Origin of the sequence: Vibrio sp. Scap24, assembly GCF_013394185.1 — a bacterium.
Classification (GTDB): domain Bacteria; phylum Pseudomonadota; class Gammaproteobacteria; order Enterobacterales; family Vibrionaceae; genus Vibrio; species Vibrio pomeroyi.
Genome location: NZ_CP041333.1, coordinates 1,561,556 through 1,587,251 on the forward strand (window position 1 = coordinate 1,561,556; position 25,696 = coordinate 1,587,251).

A 25,696-nucleotide genomic window follows, 5' to 3' on the forward strand; every position below is an offset into this window, starting at 1 on the left:
ATGAACAACTTAAACGTGCTCAATAAATTAAAGACCAAGACACATTTCCTTTCAGTAGCCGCTATGAGCTTGGCATTGACTGCACCAACTGCGATGGCAAACGACGTTGAACAACCCCGCATCATCAGTGCAGGTAGTGCAGTTACCGAATTAGTTTTAGCGCTTGGCGCAGAAGAACAGTTAGTAGGTATTGATGTAACTAGCCGCTTCCCTCAATCTGAAAACCTGCCAAAGATTGGCTACCACAGAAACCTGTCAGCTGAAGGTTTGCTTGCCCTAGAACCAACCACATTGATTGGCTCTGATGAAATGGGACCAGACAACGCTATCTCTCAATTAAAATCGGCAGGCGTCGATGTCGAGATCGTGAACACTGAAGCAAACGTTGAAGGGCTGTTAAAGCGTATCGACCAAATCGCAAAGATCACTCATACCGAAGACCACTCTCAACAAGTGAAAGCCGAAGTGAATCAAAAGATCGCAGCACTGAAAGCTAATCAGGTACCGAGCAACGAAGCGAAGAAAGTTCTGTTCCTGTTACTGCATGAAGGTCGCCCTGCGAACGTTGCTGGCGGTGAAACATCACCAAACGCAATCATCGAATTAGCTGGCGGCATCAACCCTGCAGCTCAGAGCTTAACGTCTTACAAGCCACTTTCAATGGAATCACTCGTTGAGATGCAACCTGATGTCATTTTAGTCAGCGGCCGTAGTTATCAAAAAATGGGCGGCGCAGATGCCATCCTGAAATCACTACCTATGCTAGCGGCAACGCCTGCAGGTATGAACAAGCAAATCATTACCGTAAATGGCAGCGCTTTGGTTGGCGGGCTTGGCCTAGAAAGTCTCTCTGAAGCTAAGCGTTTAAACGCACTTATCTACCCGCTATAACTCAACCACCCTATTTCTGCTATCGCTAATTCACTTCCCTTCACCAACTGACTCATGCTGTTGGTGAAGGTGATTAAAGTTAGCGATAGATATTGAGGCCCTTTATGTTGTTACGATCCGTCCCACTGAAAACGTCGATGTTAGGCCTAGGAGCTACCCTAGCCTTTGTCGCACTGTACTCGATCACTGTTGGGCCAATGAACATTAGCTTAGCGGACAGCGCCACAAGCTTAATTCAACCAAACAATGACTTAGCACCTCACATCAACTTAGTCATTCAAGAAATTCGCTTACCTAGAACCATCTTGTGCATGCTGATTGGTGCAATCCTCGCCTTATGTGGCGCGGTAATGCAGGGTCTGTTTCGAAACCCACTTGCCGAACCTGGCATCATCGGTGTGTCTGCGGGCGCAGCATTAGGTGCTGCACTGGCTATCGTTCTGTTCTCTGAACTTTCACTTCAATACCCGGCCTTCATGAACTTTGCAGCAGTACCTGTGTTTGCCTTTTTGGGCGGCGCTTTAACCACGCTGCTGGTTTACAAGCTTGGTACTGGCAAATTCGGCACTTCAGTAACCATCATGTTGCTTGCAGGTGTGGCAATCAGTGCACTATCAGGCGCAGGTATTGGCTTCTTAAACTTCATTGCTGATGACCAAATGCTGCGTGACCTTTCACTATGGTCGATGGGTTCACTGGCAGGCGCAAAGTGGTCGGGTATTTTGCTTGCTGCAGTTACGCTCGTTGGTCTGTTTGTTGTGTTCTACCGCCAAGCGATGTCTTTGAATGCTCTATTACTGGGTGAATCAGAAGCGCAACACCTTGGTATTCCGGTACAAAAGTTAAAACGAAAGCTGATTCTACTGACGGCTGCGGGCGTTGGTATCACAGTGAGCCTGTCAGGCATGATTGGCTTTATCGGGCTTGTAATCCCTCATTTAGGCCGCATGTTAGCGGGGCCAGATCATCGAGTGCTGCTTCCCCTGTCAGCGGTTCTAGGCGCATTACTACTAACGGCTGCAGACATGTTCTCACGCGTGGCTTTGGCACCAGCTGAGTTGCCAGTAGGTATTGTCACCGCAATCATCGGCGCTCCATTCTTCTTGTATCTATTATTCCAACAGAAAGGGAGAATCCTTTAATGTTTCCTGCAGCGTTAAAAGCAACCGACATCGAAGTGAAGTTCGGCAGCAAAGTGATTTTAGATGGCGTTTCTATTGAGATAGAAGCAGGAAAGGTAACTACACTGCTTGGGCCAAACGGCGCAGGAAAAAGCACGTTACTTAAAGCCTTATGTCAGGAGATATCGAGCACGGGTGATATCCAGTATTTTGGACACACCAAGGACAAGTGGCCTTCACAGAAGTTGGCGAAACACCTGGCGATGCTTCCTCAGCACAGTACCTTGACCTTTCCATTTCTGGCGCACGAAGTTGTCGAGCTTGGTGGTATTCCTCTACAAGAATCTAACAAACAGCTCACGAGCATCGCTAGCCAAAAAATGGAAGTGGCTGATGTCACTCACCTGAGTGAAAGGCTCTACCCTTCCCTATCTGGCGGTGAAAAACAGCGTGTTCACTTAGCTCGAGTGTTAACCCAGCTTCACCACTCTGGTGACCAATGCATCTTAATGCTTGATGAACCGACATCAGCACTGGATCTCGCCCACCAGCACAACACCTTAAAAATTGCGAGAGAGTTAGCCGACAACCACAATGCCGCCGTTATCGTGGTTTTGCACGACCTAAACCTAGCCGCTCAGTATTCTGACCGACTGGTAGTATTAAAAGACGGTAATTTGGTTTGCGATGGTAGCCCTTGGGAGTCGCTTGAACCTTCTATGATCGAGGATGTGTACGGCTACAAAAGTATTGTAGAAAAGCACCCAACCATGAGCTTCCCTCAAGTTCACCCAGCCCAATAGTCTCGATTTAAAACCTATTCGTTGTGAATATTCGCTCCTAATAACAATTAAGTCATTATAAGCCTCGATTTTCTCGAGGCTTTTTATTGGCTCATAGCCTCTCTCACGCCTTAAACTTAATTTTACTAGCAACCATAGCAATGAACCCCAAAACGTCTCACCCTGAGCGTTTGAGGCTCTATAAGTGAACATTATCAATTAGGGCTACTTAGCTTTTCACCGTGAGAGTGAAGGAAGGGCATGAATGTAAGCGGTTAAAAAGAATAGAAATAACGCCGCTGTACACAAACAAGCAGATGAGAAAGAGCAGTAAATTCGATAGAAAAAGAGCAAAAGCACAAACGATAGGCACAAAAAAAGCCCCCTCAGGAGCTTCTTTCATTGTGTGTTGATTATTGGCTCATACGAATCAATGACTTACCAATCAACCACTCTAGTTCTTTACCGCTAGTATCGCCAAACTGAGTTTCAGTCAGTTTGTATAGACGATCAATACCGTTTGCCGCGAACTCATGTGCGCTTTCAGCAGTAACGATATGATGGAAAAGTAAACGTAAGATTGCTAGGAACTCAGCGTCTTCAAGTGCTGTAACCCAGCTAGCAGAGAATGCATCCAGACCGTTTTCGAAATCAATGTGTTCCATGAACATCTTGAAGATTCGACCGTCTAGAGCAGCTGTGAAATCTGTTTTCTTTGGAAAGTGGTGGCTTATACCTGTACGAGAAACGCCCGTTTGCTGACTTAACGTCGTGTATGACATCTTGTCGTAACCCAATCTTAGTAGCTGGTCTACAACGGCATCCATGATTTTCTGGATAGTGATTTCTGTATCTTCTTTACTACGCTTTGGCATATTCAGGCTCTTCTCTTTGTAAATCCATCTAACTCAATCAAATGAAGTCAGAATGAAAATCGTTATCAGCATTATGTGAGCAAGGTATTTTTTCGCAAGTATTTCCATTAAATACCGACAAATACTTTGTACGAACAATTTTACAGTGCTGCCTCTTTGGGCACTTTGTCTAATTATCCTTCGAAAGTCACCTTACCGCTCTAAGTGGTTAATCTAAAATAACTACTTAGAATATCAAATACCCAACGATAAATTCATTGTATAAATACCTATCAAGCAATAGATAGTCTTATAAAATCAGTTACGACGCAACTAACTGAATGATATTCTGACAAATTAATGACACTGCTTTTCAACAAAACATGAGATAGATCACATACATATTTGTCGGCGCGAATGTACATATTCATTTAACCCCTTAACAAACAACATAGCATACCAGTATAAATTAGTTCAAAGATTTTAATTTTTGTAGATACAGTTCAAATTGCTCGTTAGAATAACCTCAGACTTTGTAAGAGGATTATTTATGAGCCAAGATATGGGTAACAACGATGTATGTGAGGCTTGCGGATGCGCAGGTGAAATCGGGTTCATCATTAAAGAAGGCGACGATGTTGCTGAAGTAACGGTTTACGGTAACTCTAAAGCAATCATTGAAACTGAGTTTGCTAAGTACGTTGAACTTGCTAAACAAGTGTCTAGCAACGTTGAATTTGAAGCGTCAGAGATGACAGAAGAAAGCACGGAATTGCATGCTCGCTTTAAATTTGAAGTCAGCGCTGAAAAGATTATTTTTGAACTTAAGACTCGCTCTCTAGCGCGTTAATATAAGCATTCATATTCTTATTAAAAGACGAGTAACTTTACTCGTCTTTTTTTATTTCAATCCAAGCCAGTGAACCGTTTTGCTCAAAATCGTTTTCTGCAGCGCACCGAATCACGACACCACCAACCGCTAACACTGCACCAACGCTATAAGCCTTATCATCGTAATAACAAACTCGTTGCTGTTGTCCGCCTTGAGTCACCAACACTGCAGCCTTTGCGGGTGTTGAAATTACTTTGTTCGCACTTACAGACATAGAGCCAAACAGCGAAGCTGTAACCAGAAAGACCTTAATTATTTGTGTGTTTACTCTAATCATTGATTTACCTGCCATTATCGCTTAATTCCTCTTTCACCTACCGCCAAATGGGTAAAACACTATGCGAGAATAATTTTTCCATTATAGTGTTAGCGTCTATCGTAATAAGAAGCCCGTTATGCTCAGAATAATTGCACTTATTATTGGTTCCCTAACCATAACAAATGTCAGTGCTGAACCACTCGATCACTATCAAATATTGAACCATCTCGATAATTACGGAAACTTATATCTACGTAATAAGCCTTATACCTCGCTTCCTACGGGCTTAGTGGTCGATGGCAATCTCAATATCGAAAACACAGCGATCACTCGCCTACCTAAAGGCTTAGAAGTTAACGGCAGCCTTAAAGCGTCTAACAGCCAGCTAGCAAGAGTTCCAACTGGGGTTAAGATCAAAGGTTATGCCGATTTGATTGGCAGCCAAATCACTAGCTGGCCAAGAGGTGTACGAGTGGGCGGGTTTATCAACCTCACCGACACCCCACTGCAAAGGCTACCAAACGGCTTTAGAGTAAAGGGTGACTTGAGCGTGATTCGTACGCCTTTAACAGAGCTACCCAACGGAATCGTGATTGACGGTGATTTATACATCGGAGGCTCAGCTATTACAGCGTTTCCCGATACAATGACAGTCAGAGGCAACATCTATCTGGGCGGCAACACTGTAACTACATGGCCAACCAATTTAGATCTGGGTGGCGCAGTCGCTCGCTAATCTATCCGACAGTTCATCCTCTTTAAATGCAAAGATAAAGCAGCAAAAACAAAAAAGGAGCCCAAGGCTCCTTTTTCAATTCAATCAATCAATTAATCAACTGATGCTTATTAAGCAAGATCTTCGCTAACCAATATTCTTCACTGGGTTCGCATAGCTATCAATCAGATACTGACGCGCACCTTTTGGCAAGCTCGAAAGTTTCTCTTCAAACTCTTGCTTAACCGCAGCAGTAATCGACTCGTCTTCTTTTTCTGCCGCCAATAGGTTTACTGGGAACAGTTTGTAGTTCTCGTGGATCTGACGATCGATCTCTTCAGCCAATGCTTCTGGAGTATCAAAATCTTGGTCGATAACCTGACCGAAACCAACATGCACGCGACCTTTATTACCGATGATGCCCTGAATGATACTTTCGATATCTTCAAACTCACCTTTTTCGTAGCTGCCGTTAACGTCTTTTTCAAAAAGTTCGATGGCTTTAGCCGTATCACACGGATCATTTTCGTAAGAAATAGCGACCGGTACAATCTTCAATGATTTCACATACTCAGGGAAAGCGATCTTCTGCTTACGCCCTTCAACGTGGAACATTTTCAAGATAGCAGGCTCTGTAAAATCATTACCGTCTTTCGCTCGGCCTTCTTTTTGAGCGATCCAGATAGAGTTACCAGTATCTAGAGAGTGCTTAATGTAAGAAGACAACTGGCCTAGTGCTTTCATCATTTCACGCGGTCCTTTCAAAGAACGCTTAACGATGAAACTCTTGTTCAGACGCATCAATTCAGTCGCACATGGCTTCTTCAACAGGTTGTCACCAATCGCGATGCGACAGGTCTGATGATTATTTTGATGCAGAGCGTAATTTACTAACGCCGGATCCATAGCAATGTCACGATGGTTTGATACAAACAGGTAAGCTTGATTCGCATCCAGTGATTCTACACCCGTGTACGTCACACCGTTTGTAGTTTTAGCAAGCGTGTCACGTAAGTACTTTTTCACTTCAATCTGAATGGACTCAACGCTAGTCAGCTTGCTCCACTTCATTTTTAAGTACACACGTAAAATTGGACTCATTAATGCTTTGAACCAAGACGCATGGTTTGAAAAACGGTAGTGCAGTATCGCACTGATAAATTCTTCATCATTAATAAGGCGGTTTAGTGCCGCTGGAATTTCATCATCGCCGTAAGGACGAATATCAACATATGGATCGGTTGGAGAGGTCATTTTTTAATTCATATAATAAAAAGCTGGCTCATTCTACGCGTTGTTTTGACTTCTCGCAGCTACAGAGCCCATACTTTTGACAAGGTCAGACCAGAAACATTGAAAATCCCCTGTTATTGTTGGCATTCTTTGAGATTAACGGTAATCTTGACGCCCCAAAATTAAGGTACTATCTATGAATTTCGCTATTGAATATACATCGGCTTACTTTTCACACTTGGTGATCACACCACGCAAGAAAGTACTTAAACATAGCCTTGTATCCGTTCAAAGTGGCTTGGTTTTGATAAAGCTGGGTAAACAAGAGTACGCCGTTGAACCAGGGCAAAGCATCTGGATCCCATACGACTGCTTAACATCACTGACCTACTTTCCAAACACTCAGATTAATCGCGTCGACTTCTCTGTACGCTTGACGGATTCATTCCCAAGACAAGCGGGTTACATCACTCAAACCAACCTATCTTTGGCACTACTCGAAAAACTAGAACTGACTAAGTCTCGTACTTCAAGTGCCAACAATACCGAGCAAGCCTGTAAAGATATGCTGTCTGTATTGAAGCAAGAAGTGTTGTCGTTTAAGCCACTGCTTTGTGAAAGTGCCCTGTCTCAGCGATTCAATCAATGGAACATTGATGACTCTAACCTGCCACAAGAGCACACCTTGGTGATGGTCATGCGTGAAGCGAAGAAGCGTATGCAGTCAGGTCAGAAGCGAGCTGCTGTGATCGATGATTTGTTCTCAGGTAAAGAAGAAGAGTTTGAACAGCTGTGCATGCTTGTTTTTGGTGACGACCTATAAGCGCCAAAAGACTGAAAAGACTGAGAAGACTGAAAATCTCGTCCATGACCCGTCCTGATATGGGTTGACACTTGATTGACTAAAACGCTCGATGTATTTCATCGGGCGTTTTGTATTTTAGAGCTGTGTGAGGCCTATATTCATTATATATTTTTACTGATTCAGCGACCATTTTCTTTGCTTCATCTAAATCATTCGGTTTATTCAACAGATACTCCATCTTCAATATTCCGTTGATCCTCTCTGCCAACGCATTCTGATAACAGTCATAGCCATCAGTCATTGAGCAAGATACATCATACTGCCGATGCAACTCTTGGTATTCCACCGAGCAGTATTGAACACCTCGATCTGAGTGATGTACAAGCTCACCTGTATTCTTCCGCTCTTTCAACGCGTTTAAAAAGGCCAGCTTGATCGTGCGAGCTTTCATATCATCACCTATGTGATAGCCCACAATTTTTCTTGAGTAAGCGTCCGTCACTAAACTGAGATAAGTACTACCACACCGCGTTGCTAGATAAGTAATATCGGCAACCCATAATTGCTCTGGTCTTTCCGGTCTTAAGCCTTCTTTGATTCGATTTGGATGACAGTAAAAGCGATGATTACTGTTGGTGGTTCGATGATAAGCCCTTCGATTCTGCACTAACAATCGATTCATTCTCAGCAGAGAGAATAAGCGGTCTCGCCCGATTTCAATATCGTTCTGAGCAAGTAAGTACTTGAGCTTACGAGTTCCTATACGAGGGTGCATCATCCTTTGCTCCTTCACAAAACCGAGTACTGATTCATCTTTCTTTGTCTGATGAATTTCTGCAACACAGCGCTTGTAGAAAGCTTGTCGTGTAATACCGATGAAGTGACAAGCCTTAGTGACGGTCAACTTTCTGACCGTTTTTTCCTTAATAACTCGGCCTTGCGCTTCTTTGAAATTCGGACTCCGAAATCTCTATCCATGACTTTTACAACCGCTTCAAAGAACTCAGCTTTGAGCTGAGTCTCTTCTAATTGCTGCTCGAGTTCTTTGATTCGTTGCTCTGGGGTTTGAGTTGAGGAAGAGTTTGACATAGTCGCTCCTAACGCTCTCGATTGTTCTGTTCCTTTAGACCAATCTAGTTGACCATGTTTGCGAAGCCAAACTAAAACGGTAGAGCGACCTTGGATCCCATAACGTTCTTGAGCTTGCTTATAAGTCATTTCGCCTTTTTCAACTTGGCTTACGACTGACAATTTAAAGGCAAGAGAATAATCTCGTTGAGTACGTCTACTTGTTGTTTTCATGACACTCTCCAATTTCATGTTGGAAATGTGTCAACCATATTTAGGACGGTACACCAGATACTAAAAAGCCGCAAAAACTGAGTCTTTGCGGCTTTTTTAATTCTTTAACATCTGTTTTAGGTTCAGAGCAAACCTTCGGTTTTTTCCCTTAAAAAGGCAATTCAACCTGCATCATTAGGTCGGCATCACGCGAGTCGTGCCAACGGTAGTCAAAGCGCATACGAGGTTGCCCTTCGACCTTCTCACCAAAACCAATGCTGAGTTGTAAGCCGTGGTTTAGCAGCCACTCCTCTGTAGACATATCATACTGCTCATCTTCCAGATCTTCAGGAAACCACATCCCCAAACCTACATAGTTTGATTCAATGCTTTGTGTCAGTAGCGGTGCGTCTTTACTTTGAAGTACCCAGTCAGACCAATAATCAGGTGTACTCTGCGCTTCTTCATCGCTGAGCCCACTGATTTCCATCATACGTTGGCCGAAAGACTCAATGCTCGAAGAAAAATCCAAACAGTTGTCGTCATCAGAAGTCAGCATGATCGAATCTAAGCTAAAAAAATCACATTCAGCATAAGCAGGCATACTGCATGCTGCCATGATCAACGTCGCTGGTATCGCGCTCTTTAGCATAGTCCTCTGACCTCTTGATTAGTGAACTCACATTATCTGATACAGTCCACTATCTTGCAACATCTTTGTAACTGACTTAGTACTCAATTTTGTAACATCGCTTCCACTTATCAGCGCATTACGTATGTCAGTACTACGTATTTTCACTTTTTCAGGGCAAGCCATTACAGACCAACGTTCAGTAATCTCATCGGATTTATAGAAAGATGAGAACTTAAAGAAGTTATCCGGCCCAATCACAAACGTCAGTTCAGCGTCACGATGTAACTTTTGCAGTTCACTGAGCACTGCATATGTGGTTACGCTTTCACCAGGTGTAAATAGGCTCTTTTCGATCAAAGAAAGCTCAACTTGATCCAATGAAAGATCACTGATAAATGCGTTAACTAACTGACATCTCGTATCAAAGTCTAGCATCTCTTTTCCCCAAGCATGGGCAATACTTGGAACGAGTAGAATTTTGTCAAAGTGAGCCAACGAATCAATCACACTTTTATGCCCTAGGCTCGGTGGATTAAACGCACTACCGAAAATGGCTATTTTTTCCATTATTTATTACTGCCTTCTCTTTCTAAGCTTGTGCAAAGAGGTTTTTAAATCGGATGATTTAGGTATGATAACACTAGATTTTTAATTTGCTTGCAGGAAAGGAATACGAATGGAACAGTTAATTCGTGACGAAATGCGCGTACTACCTTCAATTGACCCTCACTTCGAAGTGACTCGTCGTGTGGACTTTATTAAAACGAAACTTCAGCAGTCAGGCTGCAAGTCTCTCATCCTTGGTATCAGTGGCGGTGTAGACTCAACGACCTGTGGCCGTTTGGCACAGATGGCCGTTGATAGCCTGAATGAAAACTCTGGCAGCAACGACTACCAATTCATTGCGGTTCGCCTACCTTATGGCGAGCAAAAAGATGAAGACGAAGCACAGCTTGCTCTCTCTTTCATCCAGCCTTCTCAATCTGTTTCTGTAAACATCAAAGCGGGTGTTGATGGGCTTCACGCTGCATCTCACGTTGCACTTGAAGGTACAGGTTTACTACCAACAGACTCAGCAAAAATCGACTTTGTGAAAGGTAATGTGAAAGCTCGCGCTCGCATGATCGCGCAATACGAAATTGCTGGTTACGTTGGCGGTCTTGTAATTGGTACTGACCACTCAGCAGAAAACATCACTGGCTTCTACACCAAACACGGTGACGGTGCCTGTGATTTAGCGCCTTTGTTTGGCCTAAACAAGCGTCAAGTTCGTGAACTTGCAGCAACGCTAGGTGCGCCAGAACTATTGGTTAAGAAAGTTCCAACTGCCGACCTAGAAGAGCTTGATCCACAGAAAGCCGACGAAGCAGCATTGAACCTTTCTTACGATCAAATCGATGATTTCCTTGAAGGTAAAGAAGTCCCTCAAAATGTGTCTGACCGCTTAGTAGGTATCTACAAAGCAACACAACACAAGCGTCAACCGATTCCAACGATCTACGATTAATTTACTGAATTAGTCTCAGAATCAAAAAGGCCGGAAGTTCATTTCAGTGAACTTCCGGCCTTTTCTATTAAATGCGCTTTTCTTTCCGGTCTTCCGGCCTAACGAGTTAGTCTACGACTTCGATATCAGTTTGAGGCACACTGCAACACGCTAGTATTTGCCCCATGTTGCGTTCATGCTCTTGCAACGCCGGTACATCCGGTTGATGAACTTGCCCAGACTCAAGGGTCACTTTACAAGCACCACAGAAACCCGCGCGACAGCTTGATGCGATAGACACACCCGCCGACTCTGCTTGCTCTAGCAAGGTTGACTGGTTATTACCTTCGAACAAGTAGCCATTCACACTCAACTGAAGTTGCTTCACAGCTTCCTCGGTCAATTGAGCAACACCAAACGCTTCTTGATGGTAATGCTGAGGGTTCAGCCCCATTTGAATCAGCAGTTTCTTGGCATTATCCATAAAGCCGTCAGGGCCACACACGAACGCTTGGCGCTTATGTAACTCATCAATTTTTGCAACATGAGACACGCTCAAACGACCAGACAGACCATCCCAATCTTTCGTTGGTTGGCTTAGTGAATAAATCACGCGAAGCCCAGCATGTTCGCGAGCGATCTTATCAATCTCAGCTTGATAAGGGATATCTTCTTCACTGCTGCATTGGTGATAGAACACCACATCATCAATCTGACCATGGTCGGCTAAGTAACGAAGCATCGACAACATTGGTGTGATGCCACTTCCCGCTGACAACAGTAGTAATGGATGAGTTGGGTTATCTTCCAAATAGAACGCGCCATCTGGATTTTGAGCGACTAGCGTGTCACCCACTTGAAAGTGATCATTTAACCAATTAGAGATTTGGCCATCATCGACACGCTTCACTGAAATCGCTAAGCGACCCGCTCGTGACGGACTAGAAGATAAGGTGTAACGACGAGAGACCTTCTCGCCATCAATCACCATTTCAATCGGTAAATGTTGTCCCGGTTGATAACTTGGCAGTGAGTGGGTTTCTTTTGTAGGTTCTAACCAAAACGTTGTAAAGTCGCGAGCGATCTCTTCACGTTCAACACAAGTTAAGTGCAGCGACTCAACCCATGTGTCTTCGTAGTGCTCTTTCTCTTTGGTTTCGAGCACCTCAACCACATCACCGGCTTTGATTAAACCTTCATTTTTTGCCACTAGGTTTTGACCAAAGAACACGCCACCGCGCTCATTGGCTCTGAAAGTCGAGAAGGTATTCAGCGGCTCTTTTGTTGCTCTAAATTCGCCACGCTCAACATCTACCGTCGTCAGAATACAGCGCTCACAAGGTTTCACTGCTTCAAATTCAACCTCGCCGATTCGTATGCGCTTCCAACCATCTTCAGCAAAGGCTTCTGTATTAGAGACAACAAAGTTAGTGCGGAACTGATCCATAGAATGGACTTCAGGGCTTCGGCGATTCAGCTCATCAAGGGATGCTTGGCTGATCACCAACATTGGATAGCCATCAGCGAAACTTACGTTCTGGCCGAGCTTTTCACGAACACGATTCGATTGCTCGCCTGAGAACAATAACTCAACACGAACACCCAACACATCACTGAACCAATCATCGGCTTCATCGTTAGTGGTGTAAGCGGTGAAGCTGTCTTTCCAAACCGTTGCTGGCGCTTCTTGCATCTTGAAGTTCGCGTATTTTAGTCGCAGCGGTTCTTTGCCTTCATAAGTGAAAATCAAACCGTCTGGTTGCAAGCTTGAAGATACCTTAACCATCTTCGGGTACTTACGTGCCGTGACCATTGAACCGTCAGCCAATGCCAACATAAAACGTCTGTCGAAGGTAAGGCCTTGTTTTTCGACCCAAGCAGAAGAGAGCGAGATGCCGCCCACAGATTTTACCGGAAACACATTGATTTGAGATAAGGAAGGCTGTTGACCTGAAGATAGCTGCGACATAACGATTCCAATGTTTTGTTGTTTGTCCCAATGCTAACAAATGGTTATAAATAGATAAACTGGCAGGCATTAAACACTTGATACTAAGCTAATATCTTGAGATGTTTAAACGACTGTCTTCTATACATAAAAACAGCAATGCATTAACACTCTCCGGACGTTCTATAATATGATCACGGTTACCGCATTGAACTTTCATTGAATAAAAAGGATTTATCATGAACAAACTCGTCATTATCATTTTATGTGTACTGCTTCCGCCTGTTGGCGTGTTTTTCGCTCGTGGCGCAGGTAAAGATTTGCTGATCAACATTGTCCTTACCTTCTTCTTCTGGGTACCAGGAATGATCCACGGGTTGTGGGTAGCGACTCGATAATCCATCTTCAAAAATAAATACCGAATAAAATACCCAGAAAAACAAGCTCCTAACCCTGAAGAGTTAAAAATAGGATGAAATGAAAGTGCTTTTCCACTATCATCCTGTCGCCTAAACGTAAGCGATTGCTTTCACAGATTTCGCCGAGTTTAGGCTCCAACTACATAACACTTCAAATGGTGGGAGCCTTCAATGACACAACTTACGATTACTCGTCCTGACGACTGGCACGTTCATCTACGCGATGGCGACGTATTAAAAGATACAGTGCGCGATATCAGCCGCTACAATGGTCGAGCGTTAATCATGCCAAACACCATCCCACCGGTAACCGATACCGAAATGGCTCTTGCTTACCGTGAACGCATCATGGCAGAGCAACCAAGTGAACAGTTCCAGCCTCTAATGGCACTTTACCTAACAGACAACACGACACCTGATGAAATTCGCAAAGCGAAAGAGTCTGGCGCAGTGGTTGCAGCTAAACTTTACCCAGCTGGCGCAACAACAAACTCTGATTCAGGCGTAACCTCTGCTAAGAACATCTACCACGTACTAGAAGCAATGCAGGAAGTTGGCATGCTACTTTTGGTACACGGTGAAGTAACAACTCACGATGTTGATATCTTTGACCGTGAGAAGCAGTTCCTAGACACAGTACTAGCACCGATTGTGAACGACTTCCCTAATCTGAAGATTGTTCTAGAGCACATCACAACAGCAGATGCTGCGACTTTCGTGAAAAACGCAAACGACAACGTTGCTGCGACTATCACCGCTCACCACTTGCTTTACAACCGCAACCACATGTTGGTTGGCGGCATCAAGCCACACTTCTACTGCCTACCAATCCTTAAGCGTAATACTCACCAATTAGCACTGATTGAAGCGGCAACAAGCGGCAGCAAGAAGTTCTTCTTGGGTACAGACTCAGCACCACACGCGAAAGGCGCTAAAGAGTCAGCATGTGGTTGTGCGGGTTCTTACACTGCGCACGCAGCAGTAGAGCTGTACACAGAAGTATTCGAGCTAGAAGGTAAGCTTGAGAACCTAGAAGGTTTCGCGAGCCACAACGGCCCTGACTTCTACGGTATCCCACGTAACACAGACACCATCACGCTAGTTAAAGAAGAGTGGAATGTATCTGAGACGATGCCTTTCGGTTCAGACATTGTTGTGCCAATCCGTGGCGGCGAGACGATTGCTTGGACTGTTAAATAACACAGCACCGTTTTAAACGAGATTTCTTGTTTAAATCAAAAACTTCAAAGCCCTTCACATTAAGTGAGGGGCTTTTTTAATTATGTCTTAATTCCCTTGATTCTAGGCCATTAGCGCCTAATCTTATTCCATACAATGCATAAATTTACATGGATAGTGATGAGTTTAGGCTTAGACGTTCGTACTCTATGTTTAATTATGGTGTTCCTTTCTGGGACCTATTGCATCGGGCTAATAATTAAACAAAGAAATCAAGCACCGGCTCAAGGTACTCGGAGCCTGTTCTATGCCGTATTTTTTTTAATGGCAGGATTTTCCCTGCTCAGCTTTGGCGATGATATTTCCTTCTGGCTTTCAAAAGTCGCTGCCAATTTCTGTATTGCTTTAGGGTTCGCTTTGGTCGTACTCAGTTTACATCAAATCAGACATGCTCCCTTAATCTACCCACTGGCTGTTTTCTCTTGTTTACCATTGGCGTTAGCTGCGTTGATCTATTATTCCGTCATCGAACCTTCTACGAATGCGCGTGTGGTTGTCATCTCTGTGTATGTCACTCTTTGTACAGTTTCAAGCGCGATTGTCGTCAATAAAAGCCAAGTAGAAGACCTAAAACTGCCGATCATGCTGCTCACAGGCGTGCTTGTCATCCACTCTCTATTTATGCTGTTTAGAATCTGGTGCACCCTACGAGAACCTAATATCGGCGACTTCCTTCATGCCGGTAATGTCCACCAGCTCGCTATCATCATGACTGCGGTTCTTCTAAGTACTCTTGGCTTTACTTACAATTGGATTCTTAATGCTCGACTGATGGAGTCACTCTATAGCTCTTCATTAAAAGACAGTCTCACACAGCTTTATAATCGAAGAGCGATGAACGAAATGACCAGCCGAGAATTGACACGTAGCCTGCGGCATAAACACGCTCTGTCGGTGATCATTTTAGACATCGACCACTTCAAGCAGGTTAATGATGTTTATGGCCACCAAGTCGGTGATCGTGTTTTACACAACCTTGGTGAGATACTCATCAACAATCTAAGAGCACACGATGTGGCATTTCGTTACGGTGGTGAAGAGTTCTTAATCATGTTGCCAGACACAGCAATCAATGATGCATGTACAGCAGCAGAGAAACTAAAAGTACTAATAGAAAGTCACACCTTCTGGAAACAGCAAGAAAAGCCATTAACGGCGAGTTTTGGGGTCGCTCAATTACACCCTAATGACCAACGAACGAATCTGATTGAACGTGCAGATAAAGCCTTGTACCACGCAAAAGAACAAGGTCGGAATACCGTGTGCAAAGGTGAATTCGAAGGAACAGTCTCCGCTTAACCCAAACATCTTCATCAAACATATCAAGGGCTCCTCTCACTTAACCATCACCTGACTTGTACTGACATATGTTATTTGGAATGTTGGCCGTCATTTACATACACAGGTTCAATAAGAGTTGCACGATGCCATTCTGCTGATTATTCTCACTTCATCACAACGTACCCCACAGAGATAAAACAATGGAAAGTACCTACACCTACCCTATTGGTGAGCCAGGAAAAAAATGGCAAGAAGCAGAGCGTCAAGCATGGTTTGCGAAAAGAACGGTTAAGCGTGAATACCAACAAGAAGTCGTGCCAAAGATTAAAGCACTGGCAGACCGCTTTGACATCGAGCAATACGGCGCACTGAGCTACGACGAAGCTCGCTTCCCACTCTTCGCTATCAAGAGCAAAAACTGGGATGCATCAAAGCCAACTATCCTCGTGACAGGTGGTGTTCACGGTTACGAAACCAGTGGTGTACATGGCGCGATCAAATTCGCTGCAACTCAAGCGGGAAAGTACACTGCGCACTTCAACATTGTTGTAGCACCTTGTGTGAGCCCATGGGGTTACGAAGTCATCAACCGCTGGAACCCAAATGCTGTTGATCCAAACCGCTCTTTCTATGACGGTACGCCAGCTGAAGAATCAGCAAACCTACGGGCATTAGTGGCGTCTTTGCCAGAAGTCTTGGTTCACGTTGATCTTCACGAGACAACCGATTCTGATGAAACTGAATTCCGCCCTGCACTCGCTGCACGTGATGGTATTGAATACATCGAAGGTATGATCCCAGACGGTTTCTACACAGTGGGTGACACTGAAAACCCTCAGCCTGAATTCCAAGCAGCGGTCATCGCTTCAGTTGAAAAAGTAACGCATATTGCACCTGCGGATGACGAAGGCAAGATCATTGGTTCAGACGTCACTCAACACGGCGTGATCAACTATCCAATGAAGAAGCTTGGCTTATGTGGCGGTGTGACGGATTGTAAGTACGGTACGACTACTGAGGTTTACCCAGACAGCGACAAAGTAACAGACGAAGAGTGTAACGATGCTCAAGTTGCTGCTGTTGTTGGTGCTTTAGATTACGTTATTCAGCACGAATTGAACGCATAAGCGCACACCCGCTAATTAGTACCTAATAGCAAGAACTAAGAACTAAAAGAGCCACAAGTGACTACTCACTTGTGGCTCTTTTTTGTTTCTCTTTCGTTGATTTCTTCACGGCATAAAAAAGCTCCCTTGCACGCGGTGCCAGGGAGCTTTGAATCTGCTGATTAGAGTAACCCCCTATCTAGAGACTTACTGAGTTCACTATTTACTTGGTTGCCGGAGTAACCGTTTCTTGCCCTTTACCGACTTCAGTCAGTAGGCCTTTCAGCAAGCTTACACAGCCAAGCAGAAGAATGATCGTAAACGGCAGTGCTGCAATAATCGTAATAGATTGCAGTGCTTGAATTGATTGAGTACCACCAATCCACAGCATCACCATTGCGATAGCGCCTGAGATAACCGCCCAAACCACTTTCTGTTTCACTGGTACTTCAAGTTTACCACCCGCAGTCATGCCATCGATAACGATAGAACCAGAGTCTAGCGTTGTAACGAAGAACACGATGATCAGCGCGACTGCGATAACAGACAGGATGCTACCAAACTCGTAAGCATCTAACATGTAGAACAAGCTTAGAGATACGTCTGTGATGCCTTGGTCAAGGCCAAGTTGCCCCACCTGATTAATCACTTGTTCGATAGCCACGCCACCGAAGATAGACATCCAAGCTGAAGTAACTAACGTTGGAATGATCAGTACGCAAAGTAGGAACTCACGAACCGTACGGCCTTTAGAAATACGTGCTACGAACATACCGAAGAATGGTGCATACGCTACCCACCATGCCCAGTAGAACACAGTCCAACCGTGCAGCCATGTTGTGTCTTCACGACCCGCACTTTGGCTCAGCGCTACGATATTTTTCACATAGCCAGTTACAGCCGTTGCCATCGAATCAAGCACAGTTGTGAAGTTCAATACTGCGATAAGACCAAGGAATACGAACGCAATAACCATGTTCAGGTTACTTAGGAACTTAACACCGCCGTCCATGCCACGCAGAACAGAGATGATCGCCAAGCCCATGATCAGAACAATGATCGATTGCTGTAGGAAGATGTTGTTGTCCAAGCCGAACACGTGGCTGATACCACTTGCTGCTTGTGTGCCACCTAAGCCCAATGAAGTCGCAAGACCGAACAGAGTAACTAATACAGTTAGTACGTCGATAACATCACCGGTTTTGCCCCATACTCGCTCACCCAAAATTGGGTAGAACACAGAGCGCATAGATAGCGGCAGACCTTTATTGTAAACAAAGTACGCTAGGCAAAGTGCCGTCATGCCATAGATAGCCCATGCATGAAAACCCCAGTGGAATACGGTTGCACCCAATGCTAATTCACGACCAGCGGCTGTGAAAGGTTCTGCGTCTAATGGTGTTCCGAACCAGTTAGTGAAGAACGCTGTTGGTTCTGCAACACCCCAGAAAATAAGTCCAATACCCATACCTGCTGCGAATAACATCGCAATCCAAGATGCCATTGAATAGTCCGCTGTCGCGTCTTCACCACCTAAGCGAACTTTGCCTAGAGGTGAGAATGCAAGAACAACGGCAAAAACTAACATGATGTTGGCTCCCCACATAAACAGGAAGTCAAACTTTGATAGAACAGCACCCTTAATAGAATCAATTGCAGCTTTAGCGTCTGCAGGAGGAAGAGCAAGAAGAGTGATGATGAAAAGAAGAGATAAGCCAACTGAGGCTACGAAGACGGTGTTATGGACATCCATGCCCCATTTACTGACGTTGTCTTGACCAACTTGATAGTCAGTAGAATCGATACTGTATTTTTTTGATTTAAAACTCATAAATTATGATGTTCGCATATCCGGTTCAACGAATATAAGGACGCTCTCCATATCCAACTACTACTTGATTGGCTCGCCATTTCACTAAAATAAAACGTGATAAAAACCACCGAGCAAGGTGATAAATGGACTTACTGGCTCAATCCCAGGACGCGCATTATAGCACAGCACGAAGCATTTTGACTGAGTTTTTGCTCAATAGTCACTCAACGCCCTGTCATTTATGGTCATTAAGCCTATAAAAAACCAACTCAAGACAACATAAAAACCATTAAATTACAAATACTTAAACACACAAACCTGTCAGCGTGAGTTTTTGAAAACTTTTGTGAGATAATTTTAAGAACCGCTTAATTTACTTATAGCTCTAACAAAAAAGCCCCGCTATAGGGCGGGGAAATTACCAAAGGTAAAAGAGAAATCGATAGTGCGATTTTAGCGCCACGTATCGCAGCGCTAAGATATTAAATCGCTATAGAGAGCGTTAGATTGCGAAGCAAAAACCTAGGTTGTAGTCTTCGCCATTTTTCGCTGTGAACTCTTTGTCTTCACTCGATGCATTCGGGCGGCCACTTTCATCGCCTTTTACTAAGCTCACCCAGTGACGGATTCCTGAAGAACGGCTAGCCTCAGTTTGGCCAAATGTAGTACACGTCTCTAGCTGAATATCTTCAATATCAACCAATTCCAAGTGACCCGTGCCTTTACGAGCGCCGATTGTCACTTCAACGTGTGTGCCGCTCTCATCACGGAACAGAATTGAAGCAGGTTTAGACTTATCACCCGTGTAAGCCACAAAGTGTTTAGCGCGTTTCAGACCTGTGTGTTCACCGTTTTTGAAGTAAACCTGAACGTGTCGGTAATCAATCTCGTAGCTCACAACATCTTCGTGAGAGCCCGACTCAAGAGGGAATAGAGTATCAAGCAACTGTTTCGCCATTTTCTGCTTTTCGAGTTGCTTGTCTGCTTTCACCATTTCGACGGCAAAGACAGCTTCAGCAATAAAAGTTGAATGGTTTCTGTGAAGTTCTGTTTTGTCTAGTGTCAGCATATTCATAGTCTATCCCTCGTACGGCTTTAAATTTCATTAAGGTCAAACATCCCAATTGACCCTTTTCAAAATTGTTCTTTACTGTGTGGTTTCCATGTTTTTCATACTACTTGTATTTTTGTCACAATTTCACAACAAAAATTTCACAGTGTGAATTTTACTAAATTGCTTTTTTACACACTCCTATTTTCAGGGGTTAAATGAGTCGTAAGTTATTAATTTAAATAGACTTACGAATATCAAATACTCGTATTTACGTCTTGTTTGAATTTGTGTAATAACCGACCCCAACTAACTTATTGTCGATAACACGGTAATAAGTGTGCTTGGTTTCGACTTTACTCGACAGCGGATTCAACCAACGATAAGTGTAAACACCTCGGCCGTTTTCTTTGGCAAGGTTCAACATCTCAGTAAGAATTGGTTTGTCGTCAGGGCTTAAAATCTCATTGTGTGAACGCCCAACAAGCTCAGGAGAGACTCCATGCGCCAGCAGTTTTCCAGAGCTCATATCCATCACAAACACATATAAATCCCCTTCTACAAAGCTGCCATCGGCATCATTGAACTCATTTAGGCTCTCTTGTTCTGACTCCACTATCGCGGTCATCGCTCTCGCCAGTAAATTCTTAGCCTCAGCCGCACTCGAACGTTCTGGGTAATAACCGACAGCGACAATCACATCGCCTACTCGCTCAAAGAACGTGGTTTTCGGCTCACCCATGCGGTCGGTCGGGTTGGTCCAGTGATACTTCACTTCACCAAAACCGTTATGTACTGCTTTGGTGATCATTTCACGGAAAAAAGGATTACCATAGACGTCTTGCGTATCTAAAACACTGTCACCCACCAGCACCATTGACGAACCGCCGCTAGCGAGGAATTGGCCATCAATGCCCAACGCAAACACATAAAGCTCACCATCGATATATTCAGGGTCACTCATGAAGTCTTTGACGCTATCGTCACCCTCTTTTTGAACGTGGACCACTGCCTTGGCAAGCAAGGTTTTAGCTCTTCTTTCAGCCTTGCTGACAACATGTGGTTCAGAAATATCGAGCACATTAACAGGCTTAGCTTCTTTCTCTGTTTCAGAATGTTCGGCACGTAAACCTATGCCATTCACTACAGCAAACACGGCACAACCAATGAGGATGATTCTGGCTAAATTCATGGTTATCTCTCCTAATAGCCGACTAAGGACGGTAGCCAAAGTGTAATTTGTGGGAAGAAAGCGATAACGAAAACGCCCACAACAGAAGCAAGAACAAAGGGATGGATCTTCGCGGTGATTTGCTCAACCGTGGAGCCCCCTATTCCCGATGCGACAAAGATATTCTCGCCAAGTGGCGGCGTTGCAAAACCTATCGATAAGGTACACACCACCACGATGCCCACGTGAGTAGGATCAGCACCTAGCATGTACATGATTGGTAGTAACACTGGCACGATGATCATGATCGCCGCCAAGGTTTCCATGAACATGCCGATGAACAACAACAAGGTAATGGTTAGCGCCCACACCATGTACATGTTGTCGGTAAAACTAAGCAGCGACTCAGCCACGACTACTGGAATTTTTTGTTCAATCAATAGACGACCAAATACGGTAGCGGCAAAGAGGATCAACAACACACGTCCGGTGATCCATGTCGTAGTCGACAGAGATTTCATCACGCTTTTGAACGACAGTTCTCGGTGAATGAAAAGCCCCACAAACAATGAATAGAATATCGCTACAACCGCGGATTCTGTTGGTGTGAACATGCCGCTGTAGATACCGCCAAGAATTAAGAACGGCGCTAATATCGACCATAGTCCGCGGCGTAGATAATGCCTTACATCGCCAAACGACCACGTTTCAGTCAGCCCTTTATAGCCTTCTCGCTTAGCAATGAAGTAGTTGGTCACTACCAGCGTCGACGCCATGATGAAGCCAGGTACAACCCCAGCGACAAACAGTTTTGGAATCGACAAAGATGCAAACTGGCCGTGTTGAGCAATGGCTTCTGGTGGTGCCATTAAGCCCATTGCTGAGATACCAAAGATAACCAAAGGAATGGACGGCGGAATGATAATCCCTAGCCCTCCGGATGCTGCCGTAACGGCCGATGCGTAGCTCTTATCGTAGTCACGCTTGACCATCGCAGGCACCATTAGCATGCCTACCGCGGCGGTGGTTGCAGGGCCTGAACCCGAGATAGCACCAAAGAAAAGACACGCCATTACCGTTGCCGCGCCAAGGCCGCCTGTTACCGGCCCAGCTAAGCTTTCGGCGATATCCACCAGACGTTTGGAGATACCCGCCGCCTCCATTAATGCGCCCGCAAGAACAAAGGCTGGCAGCGCCATTAACGGGAAGTTACCCACCGAGGTAAACGCGATTTGTACTAAAGCGATGGGATTTTTGTCGAGCAACATATAGGCCGCCATCGAAGCGCCGGCCAGTGATACTGTGATTGGTGCGCCTAGGATTAACAGGGTTAAAAAGCCACCAAATAAAATTAGAGTTAAATAGGATTCCATTATTACATCTCTCTATTACGACTATTCTCTGTGATAACTATTGCGCGGACTTTTGTGCCGTCATTTTGCGCAGCTCTTTGACTTCTGGATCTTCGTTGGTTGCGCCTTTGAATAAACGCTCATAGTTGTTCCAGATAATTCGAATCATCATCAGTGAAAACGCGATAGGTAAAATCATGTAGAAGTACTTCATCGGTATACCTGTGGTTTGAGACTTCCAAAATAGATTCATTTTGTTGAATACGAAGTCGTAGCTGAGGTAAACGAAGTAGCCGTTGAAACAGAGCCATAAGAAGTCAGCGATGGTTTCACTCACGGTCTGCACGATTGGCGGAAAGAATTTAAAGTGAAAGCTCACTCGGTTGTGCGCCGACATCTTGGCCGCAACAACAGCCCCTAGATAGGCAAACCAAACGAACATGTAAGTAGCGACCTCATCCCCCCAAGGGATAGAGTAATCAAAGAACTGACGAGTAAGGATTTGTGTGAACAGCAATAGGACAAAGCTTGCGAGCAGCAGACAACATGTATATTCCTCAATGTTGTTTAAGTGCTTTTTTATTGTTTTAGCGACTGACATATAACCTCCAATGTTGATTTCCACATGACAACCAGTCGCTCACGGTCCTAAAAAGATCAGGTACAGAACAGATCAACGAGTACAGCCATGTAAATGCCCTATCTCACTGTTCTATCGCTAGGTGATTAAGTAGCGGAGAACAGCAGATAGGGCGAATCTAATCGTTACTTTCTACCTAGTAACTCAAGAACGTCGTCTAGCTTGTCTTTGCCTCCAATGCTTGAGTAGAACTTAGGCCAAACTGACTTAGTCACCTTGCTGATCCACTCTTGCTCGTTATCTGCTGGGTCTGTGAATACCATGCCTTTCGCTTGTAGTTCTTCGCGGATCTTGTTTTCCGTATTTTCTAGATAAGCAAAGCTGTGCTCTGTCGCTTCCTGACCCGCTTCAAGAATGATCTTTTGCATTTCAGGTGTCTGTTGTTGGAAGACCGTTTCACTCACGATTAGAGGTTCTAAAGAGAAAATGTAGCGAATGTTGGTCACGTACTTTTGTACTTCGTTGAACTTCATCGCGTGGACTGTGATGTAAGGGTTATCTTGTCCATCTACCACGCCTTGTTGCAGGCCAGTGAAAGTCTCAGACCACGCCATTGGCGTTGGGTTTACACCCCATGCTTGATAAGACGCGATCATGATTTCGTTACGAGGAACACGAATCACTAGCCCTTTCAAATCTTCTGGTGAAGCAACAGGCTTTTTCGAGTTAGTCAAAACCCTAAAGCCAGAATAAGCCCAACCGACAATACGAACACCAGCATCACGAATCGTGTTATCGACTAAGTCTTGGCCTACTTGACCTTGAGTCAGTAGCACTGCTTCTTCTGCGCTTTGAATCACATAAGGCATGGTCAATAGACCAACAGTTGGAGAGAAAGGCGTCACGTTGTTGATCGCCAGTACAGAGAAGTCGAGAAGACCGATTGCCGCATCGTTTACGGTGTCTTGTTCATTGCCTAATTGGCCGTTCGGGAACAGATCGATTTTCACTTTACCGTCTGTTTTTTGCTCCATCAGCTCAGAGAATGAGGTCGCTAATTCCCATTGCGTACCACCAGCAGCATCGCCGATAGCCATTTTAAAATTCGCTGCTGCCGCGGTGTGAGATAACACCGCTGTTGCTACAATAGTGACACCAGCAATAATTTTATTTTTAATCAATTTCATAGTCTTAACCTTTCCTATCATACAGACTTCCTGCCTGTACTTTGCTCACAAGGTGACCTGGTACAACTTTCCTGGTCGTAGTTCTATTTCCCTATTTTGGAAACAATGTTCGGGTAGTTACAGCCTTTCATCCTTTAACGAATACCACTGATAAAGGAACCGCTGCCCCATTCTTCGAAACGGTGCAAACATCTCTGATTCCACCACTTCCCTCACGTTGGGGAACGGAAGTTTTGATTCAAATATTGGTAGGTCGAGCTTGTGACCTTCACCTGCGATCCACTGAGCAAGGCGTTTACCTGCTTGAGCGGAATACATCACACCATTGCCGCCATAACCCAGTGCGTAGAAGATGGATTGTTTTGGATTCGGCTGATAAATTCTCGGCATCATGTCGTGGCTAACATCCACCCAGCCCCACCATGAATAATCGATTTGGATCTGATCGAGAGACGGGAATTTTCGGGTTAAATCCGCTCTCAACATGTCTTCATATTTCTTTTCAGGTGCGTTCTTGCCACTGATGGCACTGCGTGTACCAATCTGCACTCGGTTGTCCGGTAACAAACGGTAGTAGTGGCGCAAAATTCGAGTATCAGTAATCACTTGATTGGTTTTGAAATTACACGCGGCGATTTCGTCTTGAGTTAAGGGACGTGTCACCATCGAGTTAGAAAGTACTGGTAACAGGCGATTCTTTAGCTCGGAATGCAAACCTTGGCTGGTATACCCACCCGTACAAACACCAACAGAACGCGCCTTCACAACACCACCTGGCGTTTTCAGGTAATGCACACCGCCACGAGTTTCCCAACCCATAACCGGGCTAGATGGGTGAACTTTAACGCCGAGTGCTCGCGCCTTTCTTAGGTAACCAAACGCCAACTTCCCTGCATGGATGCCAATCCCTTCGGGTTCATGCATCGCGCCTGCCGCTTCTTGGTCGCCAACATAATCACGCTTTACGGTTTCCGCATCTAAGATCTGCGCATCGTAATCGAACGTGTCACGCAGCAACTTGGCTTCTTTTTCTAGTGTTGCCATCACTTTTGGACGGTGAGCCACATATAGGTGACCACCCGGCTGTGGGTCACAATCGATGTCTTTGATCAGTGACTTGAACGTTTCCATACCATCCACACACTCGCGGTGCATTTTTAGCGCCGTTTCTAGGCCCCAGCGTTCAATCCACTGAGAACGCTTCAAACGCCCAGAAGCACACTGTGCTTGGCCACCATTTCGGGTACTGCAGCCCCAACTCATACGGTTAGCTTCAATCACAGTCGCTTTAATGCCGTACATTTCAGCAAGGTGAATCGCGGTACTCAGACCTGTGTAGCCCGAACCGATAATCGCCACATCGACATCCATGTCTGACGTGATTGGGCCATCATCTTCAGGTGGTGCGCCTGCGGTATCTACCCAATAAGTCGGGGCGTATTCCTTGCCGTGACCAGGGCTCTTGTCTTTAAGTGGATCGTATTTTGGATCGTATTTATCTTTTGCTTGGGTACTTTCTTTTACTTGGGTGCTTTTCACCTTTGGCGACACATCGGCTGCCGGTTGTTCCATTACTAAACTCATAATTCGACTCTC

At 44.8% G+C, this 25,696-nt stretch carries 25 protein-coding genes; 11 read left to right on the plus strand and 14 right to left on the minus strand.

Annotated features, from left to right (window positions below):
* The 3 genes from FLM53_RS22305 (at position 1) to FLM53_RS22315 (ending at position 2,815) form a co-directional block, all read left to right on the plus strand.
* Positions 1–891 carry a hemin ABC transporter substrate-binding protein gene (locus FLM53_RS22305; protein ID WP_176679356.1) on the plus strand — a complete coding sequence of 297 codons (891 nt, stop codon included), beginning with the start codon at positions 1–3 and terminating at the stop codon, positions 889–891.
* A gap of 104 nt (positions 892–995) precedes the next feature.
* Positions 996–2,033: an iron ABC transporter permease gene (locus FLM53_RS22310; RefSeq protein ID WP_086712827.1), complete on the plus strand. Its 1,038-nt coding sequence runs from the start codon at positions 996–998 to the stop codon at positions 2,031–2,033.
* Positions 2,033–2,815: a heme ABC transporter ATP-binding protein gene (locus FLM53_RS22315; protein ID WP_176679355.1), complete on the plus strand. Its 783-nt coding sequence runs from the start codon at positions 2,033–2,035 to the stop codon at positions 2,813–2,815. The genes FLM53_RS22310 and FLM53_RS22315 overlap by 1 nt, the downstream gene beginning before the upstream one ends.
* A gap of 392 nt (positions 2,816–3,207) precedes the next feature.
* Here FLM53_RS22315 and FLM53_RS22320 read toward each other — a convergent pair whose 3' ends face one another.
* Positions 3,208–3,669: a TetR/AcrR family transcriptional regulator gene (locus FLM53_RS22320; protein ID WP_017105619.1), complete on the minus strand. Its 462-nt coding sequence runs from the start codon at positions 3,667–3,669 to the stop codon at positions 3,208–3,210.
* 529 nt (positions 3,670–4,198) lie between these two features.
* Here FLM53_RS22320 and FLM53_RS22325 point away from each other — a divergent pair.
* Complete coding sequence (locus FLM53_RS22325; RefSeq protein ID WP_176679354.1) at positions 4,199–4,498, plus strand: YfcZ/YiiS family protein; 300 nt, start codon at positions 4,199–4,201, stop codon at positions 4,496–4,498.
* Between the two features lie 37 nt (positions 4,499–4,535).
* Here the strand turns inward: FLM53_RS22325 and FLM53_RS22330 are convergent, their stop codons facing one another.
* A complete protein-coding gene (locus tag FLM53_RS22330; protein ID WP_176679353.1) occupies positions 4,536–4,832 on the minus strand; it encodes a YnjH family protein in 297 nt (98 codons plus the stop codon).
* A 103-nt stretch (positions 4,833–4,935) separates the two neighbouring features.
* Here FLM53_RS22330 and FLM53_RS22335 point away from each other — a divergent pair, with 103 nt between their 5' ends.
* Positions 4,936–5,535, plus strand: coding sequence for a hypothetical protein (locus FLM53_RS22335; RefSeq protein ID WP_176679352.1), 600 nt, complete (start codon positions 4,936–4,938; stop codon positions 5,533–5,535).
* Positions 5,536–5,661: 126 nt separating this feature from the next.
* On the opposite strand, the gene FLM53_RS22340 is transcribed toward FLM53_RS22335, so the two are convergent.
* Positions 5,662–6,768 carry a 1-acyl-sn-glycerol-3-phosphate acyltransferase gene (locus FLM53_RS22340; RefSeq protein WP_176679351.1) on the minus strand — a complete coding sequence of 369 codons (1,107 nt, stop codon included), beginning with the start codon at positions 6,766–6,768 and terminating at the stop codon, positions 5,662–5,664.
* Between the two features lie 175 nt (positions 6,769–6,943).
* On the opposite strand from FLM53_RS22340, the gene FLM53_RS22345 reads away from it, so the two are divergent.
* Positions 6,944–7,570, plus strand: a complete 627-nt coding sequence (locus FLM53_RS22345) for an AraC family transcriptional regulator (protein ID WP_176679350.1) — start codon at positions 6,944–6,946, stop codon at positions 7,568–7,570.
* A gap of 79 nt (positions 7,571–7,649) precedes the next feature.
* Here FLM53_RS22345 and FLM53_RS22350 read toward each other — a convergent pair.
* The 3 genes from FLM53_RS22350 to FLM53_RS22360 form a co-directional block, all read right to left on the minus strand.
* Positions 7,650–8,854, minus strand: a protein-coding gene (locus FLM53_RS22350) for an IS3 family transposase (RefSeq protein ID WP_176679349.1) whose coding sequence is annotated in 2 segments (ribosomal slippage) — positions 7,650–8,467 and positions 8,467–8,854 — 1,206 coding nt in all. Because the reading frame shifts where the segments join, the coding sequence is not laid out codon by codon here.
* A 148-nt stretch (positions 8,855–9,002) separates the two neighbouring features.
* Complete coding sequence (locus FLM53_RS22355; protein ID WP_017633379.1) at positions 9,003–9,485, minus strand: hypothetical protein; 483 nt, start codon at positions 9,483–9,485, stop codon at positions 9,003–9,005.
* Between the two features lie 27 nt (positions 9,486–9,512).
* Positions 9,513–10,034 carry a nicotinate-nicotinamide nucleotide adenylyltransferase gene (locus FLM53_RS22360; RefSeq protein ID WP_176679348.1) on the minus strand — a complete coding sequence of 174 codons (522 nt, stop codon included), beginning with the start codon at positions 10,032–10,034 and terminating at the stop codon, positions 9,513–9,515.
* A 109-nt stretch (positions 10,035–10,143) separates the two neighbouring features.
* Between FLM53_RS22360 and nadE the strand changes: the two genes are divergently transcribed.
* A complete protein-coding gene (nadE, locus tag FLM53_RS22365; protein ID WP_176679347.1) occupies positions 10,144–10,974 on the plus strand; it encodes an ammonia-dependent NAD(+) synthetase in 831 nt (276 codons plus the stop codon).
* A 106-nt stretch (positions 10,975–11,080) separates the two neighbouring features.
* On the opposite strand, the gene FLM53_RS22370 is transcribed toward nadE, so the two are convergent.
* A complete protein-coding gene (locus tag FLM53_RS22370; protein ID WP_176679346.1) occupies positions 11,081–12,922 on the minus strand; it encodes a hybrid-cluster NAD(P)-dependent oxidoreductase in 1,842 nt (613 codons plus the stop codon).
* 218 nt (positions 12,923–13,140) lie between these two features.
* Here FLM53_RS22370 and FLM53_RS22375 point away from each other — a divergent pair, with 218 nt between their 5' ends.
* From FLM53_RS22375 to FLM53_RS22390, 4 genes are all read left to right on the plus strand, one after another.
* Positions 13,141–13,299, plus strand: a complete 159-nt coding sequence (locus tag FLM53_RS22375; RefSeq protein ID WP_008215717.1) for a YqaE/Pmp3 family membrane protein — start codon at positions 13,141–13,143, stop codon at positions 13,297–13,299.
* A gap of 192 nt (positions 13,300–13,491) precedes the next feature.
* Complete coding sequence (gene pyrC, locus FLM53_RS22380; protein ID WP_017633383.1) at positions 13,492–14,520, plus strand: dihydroorotase; 1,029 nt, start codon at positions 13,492–13,494, stop codon at positions 14,518–14,520.
* 303 nt (positions 14,521–14,823) lie between these two features.
* Positions 14,824–15,858, plus strand: coding sequence for a GGDEF domain-containing protein (locus FLM53_RS22385; protein ID WP_176679345.1), 1,035 nt, complete (start codon positions 14,824–14,826; stop codon positions 15,856–15,858).
* Between the two features lie 182 nt (positions 15,859–16,040).
* Positions 16,041–16,967, plus strand: coding sequence for a M14 family metallocarboxypeptidase (locus FLM53_RS22390; RefSeq protein ID WP_176679344.1), 927 nt, complete (start codon positions 16,041–16,043; stop codon positions 16,965–16,967).
* Positions 16,968–17,169: 202 nt separating this feature from the next.
* On the opposite strand, the gene FLM53_RS22395 is transcribed toward FLM53_RS22390, so the two are convergent.
* The 7 genes from FLM53_RS22395 to FLM53_RS22425 form a co-directional block, all read right to left on the minus strand.
* Positions 17,170–18,777: a BCCT family transporter gene (locus FLM53_RS22395; protein WP_176679343.1), complete on the minus strand. Its 1,608-nt coding sequence runs from the start codon at positions 18,775–18,777 to the stop codon at positions 17,170–17,172.
* Between the two features lie 484 nt (positions 18,778–19,261).
* Positions 19,262–19,834 (minus strand): hypothetical protein, encoded by a 573-nt coding sequence (locus tag FLM53_RS22400; RefSeq protein WP_123284843.1) that lies wholly within the window; start codon positions 19,832–19,834, stop codon positions 19,262–19,264.
* Between the two features lie 247 nt (positions 19,835–20,081).
* Complete coding sequence (locus tag FLM53_RS22405; RefSeq protein ID WP_176679342.1) at positions 20,082–21,002, minus strand: cache domain-containing protein; 921 nt, start codon at positions 21,000–21,002, stop codon at positions 20,082–20,084.
* Between the two features lie 11 nt (positions 21,003–21,013).
* Complete coding sequence (locus FLM53_RS22410) at positions 21,014–22,354, minus strand: TRAP transporter large permease (protein ID WP_017057942.1); 1,341 nt, start codon at positions 22,352–22,354, stop codon at positions 21,014–21,016.
* A gap of 37 nt (positions 22,355–22,391) precedes the next feature.
* On the minus strand, positions 22,392–22,934 hold the full coding sequence (locus FLM53_RS22415; RefSeq protein WP_017064289.1) for a TRAP transporter small permease: 543 nt from the start codon (positions 22,932–22,934) through the stop codon (positions 22,392–22,394).
* A gap of 164 nt (positions 22,935–23,098) precedes the next feature.
* Positions 23,099–24,100 (minus strand): TRAP transporter substrate-binding protein, encoded by a 1,002-nt coding sequence (locus tag FLM53_RS22420; protein ID WP_017059971.1) that lies wholly within the window; start codon positions 24,098–24,100, stop codon positions 23,099–23,101.
* A 117-nt stretch (positions 24,101–24,217) separates the two neighbouring features.
* Complete coding sequence (locus FLM53_RS22425; RefSeq protein ID WP_176679341.1) at positions 24,218–25,684, minus strand: FAD-binding oxidoreductase; 1,467 nt, start codon at positions 25,682–25,684, stop codon at positions 24,218–24,220.
* Between the last annotated feature and the right edge of the window lie 12 nt (positions 25,685–25,696).

Excerpts from the sequence above, each read along its gene's own strand:
- FLM53_RS22305 (WP_176679356.1), top strand. The coding sequence starts at position 1 with ATGAACAACTTAAACGTGCTCAATAAATTAAAGACCAAGACACATTTC.
- FLM53_RS22310 (WP_086712827.1), top strand. The coding sequence starts at position 996 with ATGTTGTTACGATCCGTCCCACTGAAAACGTCGATGTTAGGCCTAGGA.
- FLM53_RS22315 (WP_176679355.1), top strand. The coding sequence starts at position 2,033 with ATGTTTCCTGCAGCGTTAAAAGCAACCGACATCGAAGTGAAGTTCGGC.
- FLM53_RS22320 (WP_017105619.1), bottom strand. The coding sequence starts at position 3,669 with ATGCCAAAGCGTAGTAAAGAAGATACAGAAATCACTATCCAGAAAATC.
- FLM53_RS22325 (WP_176679354.1), top strand. The coding sequence starts at position 4,199 with ATGAGCCAAGATATGGGTAACAACGATGTATGTGAGGCTTGCGGATGC.
- FLM53_RS22330 (WP_176679353.1), bottom strand. The coding sequence starts at position 4,832 with ATGGCAGGTAAATCAATGATTAGAGTAAACACACAAATAATTAAGGTC.
- FLM53_RS22335 (WP_176679352.1), top strand. The coding sequence starts at position 4,936 with ATGCTCAGAATAATTGCACTTATTATTGGTTCCCTAACCATAACAAAT.
- FLM53_RS22340 (WP_176679351.1), bottom strand. The coding sequence starts at position 6,768 with ATGACCTCTCCAACCGATCCATATGTTGATATTCGTCCTTACGGCGAT.
- FLM53_RS22345 (WP_176679350.1), top strand. The coding sequence starts at position 6,944 with ATGAATTTCGCTATTGAATATACATCGGCTTACTTTTCACACTTGGTG.
- FLM53_RS22355 (WP_017633379.1), bottom strand. The coding sequence starts at position 9,485 with ATGCTAAAGAGCGCGATACCAGCGACGTTGATCATGGCAGCATGCAGT.
- FLM53_RS22360 (WP_176679348.1), bottom strand. The coding sequence starts at position 10,034 with ATGGAAAAAATAGCCATTTTCGGTAGTGCGTTTAATCCACCGAGCCTA.
- nadE (WP_176679347.1), top strand. The coding sequence starts at position 10,144 with ATGGAACAGTTAATTCGTGACGAAATGCGCGTACTACCTTCAATTGAC.
- FLM53_RS22370 (WP_176679346.1), bottom strand. The coding sequence starts at position 12,922 with ATGTCGCAGCTATCTTCAGGTCAACAGCCTTCCTTATCTCAAATCAAT.
- FLM53_RS22375 (WP_008215717.1), top strand. The coding sequence starts at position 13,141 with ATGAACAAACTCGTCATTATCATTTTATGTGTACTGCTTCCGCCTGTT.
- pyrC (WP_017633383.1), top strand. The coding sequence starts at position 13,492 with ATGACACAACTTACGATTACTCGTCCTGACGACTGGCACGTTCATCTA.
- FLM53_RS22385 (WP_176679345.1), top strand. The coding sequence starts at position 14,824 with ATGGCAGGATTTTCCCTGCTCAGCTTTGGCGATGATATTTCCTTCTGG.
- FLM53_RS22390 (WP_176679344.1), top strand. The coding sequence starts at position 16,041 with ATGGAAAGTACCTACACCTACCCTATTGGTGAGCCAGGAAAAAAATGG.
- FLM53_RS22395 (WP_176679343.1), bottom strand. The coding sequence starts at position 18,777 with ATGAGTTTTAAATCAAAAAAATACAGTATCGATTCTACTGACTATCAA.
- FLM53_RS22400 (WP_123284843.1), bottom strand. The coding sequence starts at position 19,834 with ATGAATATGCTGACACTAGACAAAACAGAACTTCACAGAAACCATTCA.
- FLM53_RS22405 (WP_176679342.1), bottom strand. The coding sequence starts at position 21,002 with ATGAATTTAGCCAGAATCATCCTCATTGGTTGTGCCGTGTTTGCTGTA.
- FLM53_RS22410 (WP_017057942.1), bottom strand. The coding sequence starts at position 22,354 with ATGGAATCCTATTTAACTCTAATTTTATTTGGTGGCTTTTTAACCCTG.
- FLM53_RS22415 (WP_017064289.1), bottom strand. The coding sequence starts at position 22,934 with ATGTCAGTCGCTAAAACAATAAAAAAGCACTTAAACAACATTGAGGAA.
- FLM53_RS22420 (WP_017059971.1), bottom strand. The coding sequence starts at position 24,100 with ATGAAATTGATTAAAAATAAAATTATTGCTGGTGTCACTATTGTAGCA.
- FLM53_RS22425 (WP_176679341.1), bottom strand. The coding sequence starts at position 25,684 with ATGAGTTTAGTAATGGAACAACCGGCAGCCGATGTGTCGCCAAAGGTG.